Annotated in this window: 8 protein-coding genes and 5 tRNA genes; 7 read left to right on the top strand and 6 right to left on the bottom strand. The window is 74.5% G+C overall.

Annotated features, from left to right (window positions below; translation table 11 throughout):
* Window positions 1-106 precede the first annotated feature (106 nt).
* The 4 genes from cbiE to OIE49_RS07970 all read left to right on the top strand — a co-directional run bounded on the left by cbiE (window position 107) and on the right by OIE49_RS07970 (window position 8,013).
* Window positions 107-1,315 (top strand): precorrin-6y C5,15-methyltransferase (decarboxylating) subunit CbiE, encoded by a 1,209-nt coding sequence (gene cbiE / locus OIE49_RS07985; protein ID WP_326801710.1) that lies wholly within the window; start codon window positions 107-109, stop codon window positions 1,313-1,315.
* A gap of 346 nt (window positions 1,316-1,661) precedes the next feature.
* Window positions 1,662-5,492, top strand: coding sequence for a nicotinate-nucleotide--dimethylbenzimidazole phosphoribosyltransferase (gene cobT, locus OIE49_RS07980; RefSeq protein ID WP_326801709.1), 3,831 nt, complete (start codon window positions 1,662-1,664; stop codon window positions 5,490-5,492).
* A 425-nt stretch (window positions 5,493-5,917) separates the two neighbouring features.
* The gene (cobA, locus tag OIE49_RS07975) at window positions 5,918-7,150 is read left to right on the top strand and encodes a uroporphyrinogen-III C-methyltransferase (protein ID WP_326801708.1); all 1,233 of its coding nucleotides are present in this window, start codon (window positions 5,918-5,920) and stop codon (window positions 7,148-7,150) included.
* 44 nt (window positions 7,151-7,194) lie between these two features.
* Window positions 7,195-8,013 (top strand): TrmH family RNA methyltransferase, encoded by an 819-nt coding sequence (locus OIE49_RS07970; protein ID WP_326801707.1) that lies wholly within the window; start codon window positions 7,195-7,197, stop codon window positions 8,011-8,013.
* Window positions 8,014-8,070: 57 nt separating this feature from the next.
* Here the strand turns inward: OIE49_RS07970 and OIE49_RS07965 are convergent, their stop codons facing one another.
* Window positions 8,071-9,417 carry a serine/threonine-protein kinase gene (locus OIE49_RS07965; protein WP_326801706.1) on the bottom strand — a complete coding sequence of 449 codons (1,347 nt, stop codon included), beginning with the start codon at window positions 9,415-9,417 and terminating at the stop codon, window positions 8,071-8,073.
* Window positions 9,418-9,987: 570 nt separating this feature from the next.
* On the opposite strand from OIE49_RS07965, the gene OIE49_RS07960 reads away from it, so the two are divergent.
* Window positions 9,988-10,182 (top strand): hypothetical protein, encoded by a 195-nt coding sequence (locus tag OIE49_RS07960; RefSeq protein WP_326801705.1) that lies wholly within the window; start codon window positions 9,988-9,990, stop codon window positions 10,180-10,182.
* 205 nt (window positions 10,183-10,387) lie between these two features.
* Here the strand turns inward: OIE49_RS07960 and OIE49_RS07955 are convergent.
* The 5 genes from OIE49_RS07955 to OIE49_RS07935 all read right to left on the bottom strand — a co-directional run bounded on the left by OIE49_RS07955 (window position 10,388) and on the right by OIE49_RS07935 (window position 10,851).
* Window positions 10,388-10,459, bottom strand: a tRNA-Val gene (locus OIE49_RS07955).
* A gap of 37 nt (window positions 10,460-10,496) precedes the next feature.
* Window positions 10,497-10,568, bottom strand: a tRNA-Val gene (locus tag OIE49_RS07950).
* Window positions 10,569-10,593: 25 nt separating this feature from the next.
* Window positions 10,594-10,665 (bottom strand) — tRNA-Val (locus tag OIE49_RS07945).
* 1 nt (window position 10,666) lies between these two features.
* A tRNA-Cys gene (locus OIE49_RS07940) sits at window positions 10,667-10,740 on the bottom strand.
* A 38-nt stretch (window positions 10,741-10,778) separates the two neighbouring features.
* A tRNA-Gly gene (locus tag OIE49_RS07935) sits at window positions 10,779-10,851 on the bottom strand.
* Between the two features lie 178 nt (window positions 10,852-11,029).
* Here OIE49_RS07935 and OIE49_RS07930 point away from each other — a divergent pair.
* Together OIE49_RS07930 and OIE49_RS07925 are read left to right on the top strand one after the other, a co-directional pair.
* Entirely contained in the window at window positions 11,030-12,079 is a 1,050-nt protein-coding gene (locus OIE49_RS07930; RefSeq protein ID WP_326801704.1) for a chorismate-binding protein, read from the top strand.
* Window positions 12,080-12,084: 5 nt separating this feature from the next.
* The gene (locus tag OIE49_RS07925) at window positions 12,085-12,906 is read left to right on the top strand and encodes an aminotransferase class IV (RefSeq protein ID WP_326801703.1); all 822 of its coding nucleotides are present in this window, start codon (window positions 12,085-12,087) and stop codon (window positions 12,904-12,906) included.
* Window positions 12,907-12,955: the final 49 nt, after the last annotated feature.

The raw sequence follows: 12,955 nt of genomic DNA, 5'->3' as shown, positions 1-12,955 counted from the left end.
GCACCCGCCCCGCCGCGCGTCCGGCAGCTCCACCGGGTACGCTCGCGGAACACGCTCTCGGGCGTCCGTACCCCGACGACCTGCGCAATCCTGGAGACTGACGACGATGGCCGACCGGGTCACGGTGATCGGCTGGGACGGTTCGCCGCTGACCGACGCGGCACGCGGCGCCCTGGGCGCCGCCACCCTCGTGGCAGGCGCGGCGCACCACCTGGCGCTGCCCGAAGTACCACGCACCGCCGAGCGCATCCGCCTCGGCAGCGTCGCCCTCGCCGCCCGCCGTATCGCCGCCCACCGCGGCACCGCGGTGGTGTTCGCCGACGGCGACCCGGGCTTCTTCGGAGTCGTACGGACCCTGCGCGCACCCGAGTTCGGCCTGGAGGTCGAAGTCGTCCCCGGCGTCTCGTCCGTGGCCGCCGCCTTCGCCCGCGCCGGAATGCCCTGGGACGACGCCCAAGTGGTCGTCGCGCACAAGCGCACCCTGCGACGCGCGGTGAACGTGTGCCGCGCCCACGCCAAGGTCGCCGTACTCACCGCCCCCGGCGCCGGACCCGCCGAACTCGGCCTGCTCCTCGACGGGGTCCACCGCACCTTCGTCATCTGCGAGGAACTCGGCACCGAACGCGAACAGGTCACCGTCGTCACCTCCGACAAGGCCGCCGACCACACCTGGCGCGACCCCAACGTCGTCATCGTCATCGGCGGCCCCAGTGGCGCCGAGGGCGGCGGCTGGATCGCCGGGGACGACGCCGGCCACGGGCCGCGCGGCTGGACCCAGCCCGCCGAGGCCTACGGCGGCGGACTCGGCGAGGGGGAGACCGATCTGCTCCGGGCCGCCCAACTCGCCCACCTCGGACCGCGCGTCGGCGACCTGGTGTGGGACATCGGCTGCGGCGGTGGCGCCTTCGCCACCGAGGCCGCGCGCGGCGGCGCCGCCGTCATCGCGGTCGACCGGGACTCGCGGGCCTGCGCCCGCACCGAGTCGGCCGCACACCGCTTCGGCGTCCGGACGCAGGTGGTGCACGGCACCGCCCCGCACATCCTGGAGAACCTGCCCGAACCGGACGTCGTCCGCGTCGGCGGCGGGGGAGCGGCCGTGGTCTCCGCGGTCGCCGACCGGCGGCCGCAGCGGATCGTCGCCCACGCCGCGACCCGGGACGCCGCCGAACTCATCGGCCGCGACCTCACCGAGCACGGATACCGGGTCGACTGCGCCCTGCTCCAGTCGGTCGCGCTCGACACCCGCGCCTGGAACGAGACGGAGCGCAGCGTCGTGTTCCTGCTCAGCGCTGTACTGCCCGAGCGTGCCCCGTGATCGGATTGTCCTACCGCGCGCGGTAGGCTGGCGGATTGTTGTACCGCACCGGGTGGTCCGGAAGTTCGTTCGTCAATGTCCGGAAAACCCACCCGATTCAGGGCAGGTGTGGTACGGCAGACCCGGAGAACGCGCGACGTGGCGCAGTCCACAGCGGCCCGTCGCGGATCACGCTGTCACGGCGGCCGGACGACCGCGAGAATGCCACTCAATGGCTTTGTCGCCTTTTCCGGGCGGGTTGTTCGTGCCGCACGGCGCGGACGCTCGTTCTTCACTGGGGGCGGTCGGTGCGCCGTTCCGGGTGAGCTGGTCGTAGGAGCACGAAACTGATGGGCGAGGGGTACGCATGACCGACACCGGCCAGGTCCCGGGCGAGGGACTGCCGGAGAGCGCAGGCATGGTGGAACAGCCGGGCGTTCCCGCGCACGGTGCGTACGCCTACCTCTCCGAGGCTCCCGCCAGGGACGAAGACCTGCTGCTGCCGGGCTCCCACGGAGCATGGGGCAACGAAGTGTCCCCGCCCGCCCCGGAGCCGGTCCTCGAAGCCGTCCACCAGCCGGGCCCGCACGAGACGGCCGGCCGCGACACCGGCTCCGTCGACCTCGGCGGCGTGCGGCACCCCGACCCGACGGCCACGCCGCCGGCCGGGATCCCCGCCGCCGTGCCCCCGCGCCGGCCGCTGCACCTCGGCCCGCCGATTCCCGACGCCTCCGCGAGCCCGGTCCGCTCCCTGGCCGACCGCGGCCCCGCGGACGCGCCGCTCCGCCGGCCCGGCCCCCCCGCGGCAGGCCCCGAGTACCTCGACGTCCCGCAGGCGCGCGAAATGGCCCCGCAGGGCGCCGCGCCCTGGGGTGCCCAGCCCACCGTGGTGGCCTCTCCGGTCGGCGCCGGGGCGGGCACCGCTGAAGCGGTCGCCCCGGGCCAGGGACCGCAGCCGGTCGGCGAGGCCCCGTACGTCCTGGACACGAGCCACGCTCCCGCGGACGGCCTGAGCGCGCCGACCGGCCAGGTCCCGACCGGTGGTCCGACGCCGGAGGCGAGACCGCAGCCGGAGGACGCCGGTGCGCCTGAGGGTGGGTCAGCCCTGCCCGTAGGTGCCGTGGCCCGTGGTGTTCCCGCGGGTCAGGTGCCGGCTGCGGGGCCGCAGTCGGAGGGTGCCGGTGTCGCTGTGCCTGACGGTGGGTCGTTCCTGCCCGAGGGCGCTGTGGCCGGAGATGTCGCGGGTGCGGCTCAGGTGCCGCAGCCGGAGGGCGCCGGTGTCGCTGTGTCTGAGGGCGGGTCAGCCCTGCCCGAGGGCGCCGTCGCAGGGGTTGTCGCGGATGCGGGTCAGGTGCCGGCCGGGGAGCCCGGGCCGGAGGCTGCCGTTGTCGCGGTCGCCCCGGACGCGGGCCAGGTGCCGGACGGTGGGCAGATGCCCGAGGCCGGACCGGGGCCCGAGGGCGCAGGCGTCGTTGCCGGTGTCCCTGTTCCGGTGGCCGGGATGGCGCCGGGCGGCGCGGCCGAGCCCGCGCACGCTCCGGACGCCGCGCAGGTGGCGGAGGGCGTGCAGGTGCCCCAGAACGGCGAGGCTCCCGGAGGCGCTGCCGAGACGGCGTCGGCGGGTGGCCCCGCCCACGCCGTGGCCGCCGCCGAGACGACGCACACGACCGGAACCGGCCCCGAGGGCGCGCAGGCCGAGCCCGCGCCCGTCCACGCCCCGGAAGCCGCCGCCGAGCAGACCGCGCCGGCCGAGGCCGTGCAGGCGCCGGCAACCGCGGGCGACACCGCCGACGTCCCCGTGGCGGCAGGCGGACCGGCCGAGGCCCCCCAGTCGCCTGCTCAGGCAGCCGACGCTCCCGACGCCACGCCCGTCCCGGCGGCCCCCGCCGAGGCCACCGCCGCGCCCGTCCCCGTCACGGAGCAGCCGGAGGCGCCCGCGGCCACGGAGGCCGGCCCTCAGGTCGTGGCCGACGCTGCCGCCGCCCCTGCCGCGTATCACATCGCGGACGCCGCTGCCCAGGACGCGGACGCTCCCCGGCCCGTCGACGCCGCCGTCCCCGAAACGGCCGGGCCCCGGCCCGCCGAGCCGGATGCGACGACGCCCACGGACCCGGCCCCGGGCGAGCACACCGAGGGCGCGCACCTTCACCCCGGCGTCCCGCTTCAGCCCCGACCCGGCCAGACTCTCGGAGAGTTCGTGCCCGTCGAGGGGTCGGTGCCCACCGCGCCGCACCTGGCCCCGACCCCGGCACACCCCATCGCCGTCCCGGCGGACCAGCTCGCCCCCGCGGAGTCCGTCGTCACGGTCCCCGCGCCGCGCGACGGCGACGCCCCCGCCGCGTCCGGCGAGGAGCCCGCGCCCGAGGCCGTCCAGCACGCGGACGACCTGGACACCCACGGCGCCGACCCGGAGGAGATCCGGGAGGAGAACGCGGCCGAGGAGGCGGAGGCACCGAGGCCCACCGGCCCGGCCGCGCCCGGCTACGACGAGGCCGAGCGCGAGGCCGTGCTCAGGGTGATGCGCGAGCGCCGCGACATCCGCAACGGCTTCCGCTCCGACCCCATCCCGCACGAGGTGCTGCGGCGCGTCCTGGAGGCCGCCCACACGGCACCGTCCGTGGGCCACTCGCAGCCCTGGGACTTCGTCGTCATCCGCTCCGCCGAAACCCGCCAGGCGATGCACGAGCTGGCGGTGCGCCAGCGCGACGCGTACGCCAAGTCGCTGCCCAAGGGCCGGGCGAAGCAGTTCAAGGAAATGAAGATCGAGGCCATCCTCGAGACTCCCGTGAACATCGTCGTCACCGCCGACCCGACCCGCGGCGGACGGCACACCCTGGGCCGCCACACCCAGCCGCAGATGGCTCCGTACTCCTCCGCGCTCGCGGTCGAGAACCTCTGGCTCGCGGCCCGCGCCGAGGGCCTCGGCGTCGGCTGGGTCAGCTTCTTCGACGAGCGCGAGATGGTCCGCGTACTCGGCCTGCCCGAGCACCTGGAGGTCGTCGCCTACCTGTGCGTGGGCTACGTCGACGAGTTCCCGGACGAGCCCGAGCTGATGCAGGCGGGCTGGTCCAAGCGACGCCCGCTGTCCTGGGTCGTGCACGAGGAGACGTACGGCCGTCGCGCCCTGCCGGGCGAGGACCCGCACGACCTGCTCGCCGAGACCGTCGCGCAGATCCGCCCGCTGGACGCCAAGGCGCTCGGCGAGGCCTGGGAGCGGCAGAAGCGGATGACCAAGCCGGCCGGCGCGCTCGGCATGCTGGAGATCATCTCCGCGCAGCTCTGCGGCCTGTCCCGCCAGTGCCCGCCGCCGATCCCCGAGCCCGCGGCCGTCGCGGTCTTCGCCGGCGATCACGGCGTGCACGCCCAGGGCGTCACCCCCTGGCCGCAGGAGGTCACCGCCCAGATGGTGGCCAACTTCCTCGGCGGGGGAGCGGTCTGCAACGCCTTCGCCGCCCAGGTGGGCGCCGAGGTCTGCGTCGTCGACGTGGGCGTCGCCGCCGACCTCCCGGCCACGCCGGGCCTGGTGCCCCGCAAGGTCCGCGCCGGTACCTCCGACATGAGCGCCGGTCCCGCGATGACCCGCGAGGAGGCCAAACAGGCCATCGAGGTGGGCATCGAGACCGCCCGCGACCTGGTGGCGGCCGGGAACAAGGCGCTCCTCACCGGTGAGATGGGCATCGCCAACACCACGGCGTCCGCCGCCCTCATCTCCGTCTTCACGGGCGCCGAGCCCGCCGAGGTCACCGGCCGGGGCACGGGCATCAACGACGAGACCCTGGCCCGCAAGACCGACGTGGTCCGCCGCGTACTGGAACTGCACCAGCCGGACCCGGCCGACCCCATCGGCGTACTCGCCGCGATCGGCGGCTTCGAGCACGCGGCCATGGTCGGTCTGCTGCTGGGCGGCGCCTCCCTGCGCACGCCGGTCATCCTGGACGGCGTCAGCGCCGGCGCCGCCGCCCTGGTCGCCCGCGCCATCGCCCCCGAGGTGCTGGCGGCCTGCATCGCCGGCCACCGCAGCGCCGAACCGGGCCACGTCGCCGCCCTCAACAAGCTCGGTCTGCGCCCCCTGGTCGACCTCGACCTGCGCCTCGGCGAGGGCACGGGCGCGCTGCTCGCCCTGCCGCTGGTGCAGAGCACGGCCCGGGCGATGCACGAGGTGGCGACGTTCGACTCGGCCGGAGTCACGGAGAAGTAGCCCACGCGGAATCCCGATTCCGCGACCGCGCGGCACGGTGGTGAACGGACGCACCCACGGTCCGACCACCACCGCGCCGGGGCGCTGCCCACCGCCGCACCCGGCCCTGCCGCGATGGTGCCCGTGGGCCCGTATCCGGCCGTGTCGGGGCGGTTCGCGTGGCCCGTACCCGGCCGTGCCGTGGTGGTGGTCCCGCACCGGACCCGGCCGTGCCGGGGTGGTGCCCCAGGCCCGCACTCGGCCCTGCCGAGGCTGTGTCCACGGGCCACGTCCCGCACCCGGCCATGCCGGTCCGGTAGCCGCGGCCCATCCCACCCCCCGGTCCGGCAGCCCAACCACCGGACGCCCGGTCCGCCGCACCACCCGACCGCGTAAAATCCGCACGTCAGGGCTACCGCACCGCCGCCGCAAGAGGAGCTCGCCCCATGGCCGAACACCCCGCCTACCCCGTAGGCCTCCGCCTGACCGGCCGCCGTGTGGTCGTCCTCGGCGGCGGGCAGGTCGCCCAGCGCCGCCTCCCGGCGCTCGTCGCGGCGGGCGCGGACATCGTCCTCGTGTCGCCCGAGGCGACCCCCTCCGTGGAGGCGATGGCGGACGCCGGCGAGATCACCTGGAAGCGGCGGCCCTACGAGGACGGCGACCTCGCCGACGCCTGGTACGCCCTGATCGCCACCAGCGACCACGACGCCAACACGCGCGCCTCGGCCGAGGCGGAGCGCCTGCGGGTGTGGTGCGTCCGCTCCGACGACGCCGACGCCGCGACCGCCTGGACCCCGGCCACCGGCCACAGCGAGGGCGTCACCGTCGCGGTGCTCACCACCAGCGCGCGCGGCCGCGACCCCCGGCACACCGCGGCCATCCGCGACGCGGTCGTGGAGGGCCTGCGCGACGGCACGCTCGTCGCCCCGCACCACCGCACCCGCACCCCCGGCGTCGCACTGGTCGGGGGCGGCCCCGGCGACCCGGACCTGATCACGGTCCGCGGCCGCCGGCTGCTCGCCGAGGCCGACGTCGTCATAGCCGACCGGCTCGGCCCGCGCGACCTTCTCGCCGAACTCCCGCCGCACGTCGAGGTGATCGACGCCGCGAAGATCCCCTACGGCCGCTTCATGGCCCAGGAGGCGATCAACCAGGCCCTCGTCGAGCACGCCAAGCAGGGCAAGTCCGTGGTCCGGCTCAAGGGCGGCGACCCGTACGTCTTCGGCCGGGGCATGGAGGAGGTCCAGGCACTCGCCGAGGCCGGCGTTCCCTGCACGGTCGTCCCGGGCATCTCCAGCTCCATCTCGGTCCCGGGCGCGGCCGGCATCCCGGTCACCCACCGCGGGGTCGCCCACGAGTTCACCGTGGTCAGCGGGCACGTGGCACCCGACGACGAGCGTTCCCTGATCGACTGGCCGTCCCTGGCCAGGCTCACCGGCACGCTCGTCGTCCTGATGGGCGTCGACAAGATCGGCCGGATCGCCGAGACCCTCGTGGCCCACGGCAAGTCCCCCGACACCCCGGTGGCCCTGGTCCAGGAGGGCACGACGGCCGCCCAGCGCCGGGTCGACGCCACGCTCGCGACGGTCGCCGAGACCGTACGCGCGCAGGACGTCAGGCCGCCGGCCGTCATCGTCATCGGCGAGGTCGTCGCGGTGGGCCCGCGAACCGACACGTGACCCCCGTCCGCCCGCCCCATCACCAGGACAAGGCAGTGACACCCGTGGCCGAACTCATCACCGTCGAGGACCCCGACGACCCGCGCCTGCACGACTACACGGACCTGACCGACGTGGAGCTGCGCCGCAGGCGCGAGCCCGCCGAGGGCCTCTTCATCGCCGAGGGCGAGAAGGTCATCCGCCGGGCCGGGGACGCCGGGTACGAGACGCGCTCGATGCTGCTGTCGGCGAAGTGGGTCGACGCCATGCGTGACGTCATCGACGAACTCGCCGCACCCGTTTACGTGGTGAGCCCGGAGCTCGCCGAACGGGTCACCGGCTACCACGTCCACCGCGGCGCCCTCGCCTCCATGCAGCGCAAGCCGCTGCCCACCGCGACGGAGGTGCTGCGGACGGCCCGCCGGGTCGCGGTCATGGAGTCCGTCAACGACCACACCAACATCGGCGCCATCTTCCGTTCCGCCGCCGCCCTCGGCATGGACGCCGTCCTGCTCTCCCCGGACTGCGCCGACCCGCTCTACCGCCGCAGCGTGAAGGTCTCCATGGGCGCGGTCTTCTCCGTGCCGTACGCCCGTCTCGACACCTGGCCGGGCGGCCTGGAGCCGGTGCGCGAGGCCGGTTTCACGTTGTTCGCCCTCACCCCCGACGACCGGGCCAAGACGCTGGACGAGGCCGCCCCGCACCGCATGGACCGGGTCGCCCTGATGCTCGGCGCGGAGGGCGCCGGCCTGTCCCCCCGGGCTTTGAAGGCCGCCGACGAGTGGGTCCGCATCCCCATGTCGCACGGCGTCGACTCCCTGAACGTGGGCGCCGCGGCCGCAGTCGCCTTCTACGCGGTGGCAACAGGCCGCCCCCAGCAGTAGATCCGGCCCGACGAGCGGGGGCCGTGCCCGTCCGGCCGCCGCGGTGGCTCCCGCCGTCTACGTGCGCCCCGGCGGGGGCGACTCCGCCGCCCGCGTGTGTGCGGGTCGCTGGTCCCGGCCGCCGTCGCCGTCCAGCCCCCGCGTGGGTCCCTGGCAGCCCTGTGCTGCCGCGATGCCGAGGGCGACCAGGAGCGTCACCACCACGAACACGACCAGACGCTGCCGCAGCAGCCGCGGGTTGGCGGGCCGCAGGCCGCTCGACGTGCCCCGCGGGCCCGTCCGCCCGGTGCCGTCGCGCCGTACCGGACGGCTGCCCGTGCCCGAGCGTGAACCGCCCCGGGACGGCTGCGCCGGGCGCGGACCGCCGCCCCGGGACTTGCCGCCGGTGCGGGACGGCGCGCCGCCCCGCGACGGAGGGACGGGAGTGCCCGGGGAGGAGCCGGGCGGGCGCCGCCGGGCCCGCCCCTGCTCGGTGTGACCGGGGCGCTGCCGCCCCGGGTGGCTGTCGACCAGAGGACCGGTCGACCGGTCCGCCTCCGCGGCACGCGGCGCGGGCGCCCGCGCCTCACCCAGGTCCTGTGCCTCGCGCGCGGCGATCTCCTTCAGCCGCAGCGACAACTGCAGCGTGCTGGGCCGTTCCTCTGGGTCCTTTGCCAGACACGCCCGGACCAGCGGAGCGAGCGCGTCCGGCACCCCGTTCAGCTGCGGCTCCTCGTGCACCACGCGGTACAGCATCACCTCGGAACTGCCGTGCCCGAACGGCGAGTCGCCCGTGGAGGCGTACGCGAGCGTCGCCCCCAGCGCGAACACGTCGGTGGCCGGGGTGACGGCAGCGCCGCGCACCTGCTCCGGGGCGAGGAAGCCCGGGGAGCCGACCGCGGTGCCCACGTGCGTGAGCGTGGAGGCACCGGTGGCCCACGCGATGCCGAAGTCGATGATCCGCGGCCCCTTGGGGGACAGCAGGATGTTGGAGGGCTTGAGGTCCCGGTGCACCACCCCGGCCTCGTGCACGGCGACCAGCCCCTCGGACAGCGCGGCCCCGACCGCGGCGGCCTCCGCTGCGCTCAGGGCGCCCTCTTCGGCCACCTTGTCGTGCAGGGAGGGCCCGGGAACGTACTGCGTGGCGAACCACGGCCGGTCCGCCTCCAGGTCCGCGGCCACCAGCCGAGCCGTGCACCCGCCCCGGATCCGCCGCGCCGCCGAGACCTCGCGCGCGAACCGCGAGCGGAACTCCTGATCCTCCGCCAGGTCCGGCCGGATGACCTTCAGCGCCACTCGCTGGCCCTTCCGGTCGGAGCCCAGGTAGACCACGCCCATCCCGCCCGCGCCGAGCCGTCGGTGAAGCCTGAACGAGCCGACGACGCGCGGGTCCTCGCGCCTCAGGCGCATCATCGCCATGTTCATCCCCGCTGCCCGGTCCCTGTGACGAGCCTCAGCTTACGTATCCGGGACCGCTCGCGCGCAGAGGCCGCGCCCTCTCGACCCGATCGATTGTCCGCGCGGGACACCGGATTTGACGCCCGGTCAACGCACAGGCGAAGGACCCTCCTTGGGGTCTTCAAAGGTCCCAACCCCCCGTCGGCGGAAGGAGGTTGGACCGGTCCCCGGAGGCGGTGGGTACGGGTGGCGGACGGCCCCCGCCGACGGGGGGAGCGGGCCCCGCGCCGGGGAGCGGCCGAGGTGAGCGAAGTCACGCAAAGCGGGTGGCGCTGGTCCGGCGGTCCGGTGAGGGCGGCGGTGCCGCTGACGACCCCTCCGGGAAGACCCCTAGGCCTGGAGTCACGTCTCCACCCAGGGGAGTAGTCCCCAGCTCACGGCTCATCCTCCGGGAGGCCTCCCAATCGGTACGAGGGCATGACGTCCCGGATGCGCCGGGCACCTAGATTTGAGGTCAAGCGGCGGGTGCGGCACTCGTCCCCCGAGGTCAAGCACCCGCCGCTGCCAACGACAACCGAGACGGTCAGGAGAGGGACCATGGCCCTGACGGCATCGCGGACATTGCTCCGCACCCAGGAGCGCCTCACGCGCCCCCGTCGTACGGGCCGCCGCCACCCCCTGGTGGCGACGCTGATGGCCCTTCCCCTGGCGGCCCTGCTCCTGCTCGTCTTCGACGGCTGGAACACAGTGGCCACACAGGCGTCGTCCGTGGGTGTGATGCTGGGGCGCTGAGCGGCGACCCCAGGCCCGGAAGAGCGGTCCGGGCGGGGACATCCCACCCATGAAACCCCGTGGGGACGGGGGTGCGGCGGACGGCAGAATGCCGGCGCAGCTGGGGAGCTGCGCCGGCATTGCTTTGTTCCCGGGCGGCCCGGCCGCCGGCATCCGGAACGAGGAAACCCCCGGCCGTACGCGACGGCCGGGGGTTTCCGGTGTGTGGACGATACTGGGATTGAACCAGTGACCTCTTCCGTGTCAGGGAAGCGCTCTCCCGCTGAGCTAATCGTCCTCGGGACCAACATCGTGGATAGGGACCACGCGCCCTGTGCGCAATACTGGGATTGAACCAGTGACCTCTTCCGTGTCAGGGAAGCGCTCTCCCGCTGAGCTAATCGCGCGGGTAAGGATCTTCGGCAGATCCAGTGGACGATACTGGGATTGAACCAGTGACCTCTTCCGTGTCAGGGAAGCGCTCTCCCGCTGAGCTAATCGTCCTTGGAGGTGGAGACGGGATTTGAACCCGTGTAGACGGCTTTGCAGGCCGTTGCCTCGCCTCTCGGCCACTCCACCAGGAGTACGGAGGACCCGGGAGGTCCCCTCTTCCTACGAGCGGACGACGAGGCTCGAACTCGCGACCTCAACCTTGGCAAGGTTGCGCTCTACCAACTGAGCTACGTCCGCCTGTCGTTTCGTTCCGCTTGCGCGGCCCGGCGACGTGTTGAACTCTAGCGGATTCCCGGGCCAGCACAAAAACGCGTTTGCGCAGCGTGCTGCGCTGCGTCCGCTCGGCGACCCGGCCGGGGGCCCGGAACGACACGCCCGGACGGCCCGGAGCGACGCCCGCCCTAGACTCGACGGCGTGCTCGACCTGCCACCTCTTGCCCGTTTCGGCGACCGTGTCGCCACCGGCCTGACCGATGTCACCAGCGATCCCGCGGCCCTGGACTCCAGCGGTTTCTGGGCCGTCGCCGCGGACTACGAGGGCCGGCTGACCTGCGCCCGCTTCCGTGATGTACGGGAGGAGTCCGTACCCGCCCCCGTCCCGGGCCGGTGGCGCGGCCCGGCGGCCGGCGACTGGACCTCTTCCCTCGACCGCACCGCGTACACAGCGGGCGTACGCCGTATCCGCGAGCACATCGCGGCCGGCGAGGTCTACCAGGTGAACCTCTGCCGCGTCCTCGGCGCGCCGGTCGCCCCCGACGCCGACGTGGACGCCCTGACCGCCGTACTGGCCCGCGGCAACCCGGCCCCGTATGCCGGAACGATTCGCCTGCCCGGGCACGGGGTGGAGATCGCCACCGCGTCCCCCGAGCTGTTCCTGCGCCGCGACGGCCGGACGGTCGAGTCCGGCCCGATCAAGGGCACCGCCCGCACCGAGGCGGAACTCCTGGCCAAGGACTACGCCGAGAACGTGATGATCGTGGACCTGGTCCGCAACGACATCGGCCGCGTCTGCGCCACCGGCAGCGTCACCGTCCCCGACCTCTGTGTCGTCGAGAAGCACCCCGGACTGGTCCACCTGGTCTCCACGGTCCGCGGCGAACTGCGCGACGGCGCGGGCTGGCCCGAACTGCTCGACGCCGCCTTCCCGGCCGGCTCGATCACCGGAGCGCCCAAGTCGAGCGCCCTGCGGATCATCGACGCCCTGGAGACCGCCCCCCGAGGCCCCTACTGCGGCGGCATCGGCTGGGTCGACGCCGACCGCGGGACGGGCGAGCTGGCCGTCGGCATACGCACCTTCTGGATCGACCGCGCCGGCGGCGCGCCCGTCCTGCGTTTCGGCGCCGGCGCCGGGATCACCTGGGACTCGGACCCCGAGGGCGAGTGGCGGGAGACCGAGCTGAAGGCGGCCCGGCTGCTCGCGGTAGCGTCGGGTACGTATGAGGAAAGTGGAGAGGGACTGAGGTAGGACCAGTGAAGCTTTGGCTCGACGGAGCGCTGCGGGACCTCGAGTCCGCCCGTGTCTCCGCGTTCGACCACGGACTGACCGTGGGCGACGGCATCTTCGAGACGGTGAAGGCGGTCGACGGAGAGCCGTTCGCGCTCACCCGCCACCTGGACCGGCTCACCCGGTCCGCCCGCGGCCTCGGCCTGCCCGACCCCGACCACGACGAGGTGCGCCGCGCCTGCGCCGCCGTGCTGGAAGTCAATCCGATGCCGCTGGGCCGGCTGCGCATCACCTACACCGGAGGCCACGGCCCCCTCGGCTCCGACCGCGGTGACCGGGGTCCGACCCTGCTGGTCGCCCTCGGCGAGACCACCCGCCGCGCCGACTCCACCGCCGTCGTCACGGTGCCCTGGACCCGCAACGAGCGCGGCGCGCTCGCCGGCCTGAAGACCACCTCGTACGCCGAGAACGTCGTCGCGCTCGCCCGCGCCCACCAACACGGTGCCACCGAGGCCCTGTTCGGCAACACCGTGGAACGGCTCTGCGAGGGCACCGGCTCCAACGTCTTCGTCGTCCTCGACGGGGAGATCCACACCCCGCCGCTCGCCTCCGGCTGCCTCGCCGGTATCACACGCGCCCTCACGATCGAGTGGACGGGCGCGAAGGAGACCGACCTGCCGCTGGACGTCCTGAGCCGGGCCGAGGAGGTCTTCCTCACCTCCACCCTGCGCGACATCCAGGCTGTCCACCGCGTCGACGACCGCGAACTGTCCGGCGCCCCGGGCCCGGTGACCGCCAAGGCCATGCGGATCTTCGACGAACACGCGACCCACCGCCTGGACCCCTAGGGCGCCCGGCAACGGAACGCCCCGCCCCGGAGGCGGGACATAATCGGCT

The organism is Streptomyces sp. NBC_01788 (assembly GCF_035917575.1).
Classification (GTDB): Bacteria; Actinomycetota; Actinomycetes; order Streptomycetales; family Streptomycetaceae; genus Streptomyces.
The sequence above is the reverse complement of the archived record's forward strand: the minus strand, read 5'-3'. Positions and strand labels throughout refer to the sequence as shown.

Excerpts from the sequence above, each read along its gene's own strand:
- cobA (WP_326801708.1), top strand. The coding sequence starts at position 5,918 with ATGGCCGAACACCCCGCCTACCCCGTAGGCCTCCGCCTGACCGGCCGC.
- OIE49_RS07965 (WP_326801706.1), bottom strand. The coding sequence starts at position 9,417 with ATGAACATGGCGATGATGCGCCTGAGGCGCGAGGACCCGCGCGTCGTC.
- cobT (WP_326801709.1), top strand. The coding sequence starts at position 1,662 with ATGACCGACACCGGCCAGGTCCCGGGCGAGGGACTGCCGGAGAGCGCA.
- OIE49_RS07960 (WP_326801705.1), top strand. The coding sequence starts at position 9,988 with ATGGCCCTGACGGCATCGCGGACATTGCTCCGCACCCAGGAGCGCCTC.
- cbiE (WP_326801710.1), top strand. The coding sequence starts at position 107 with ATGGCCGACCGGGTCACGGTGATCGGCTGGGACGGTTCGCCGCTGACC.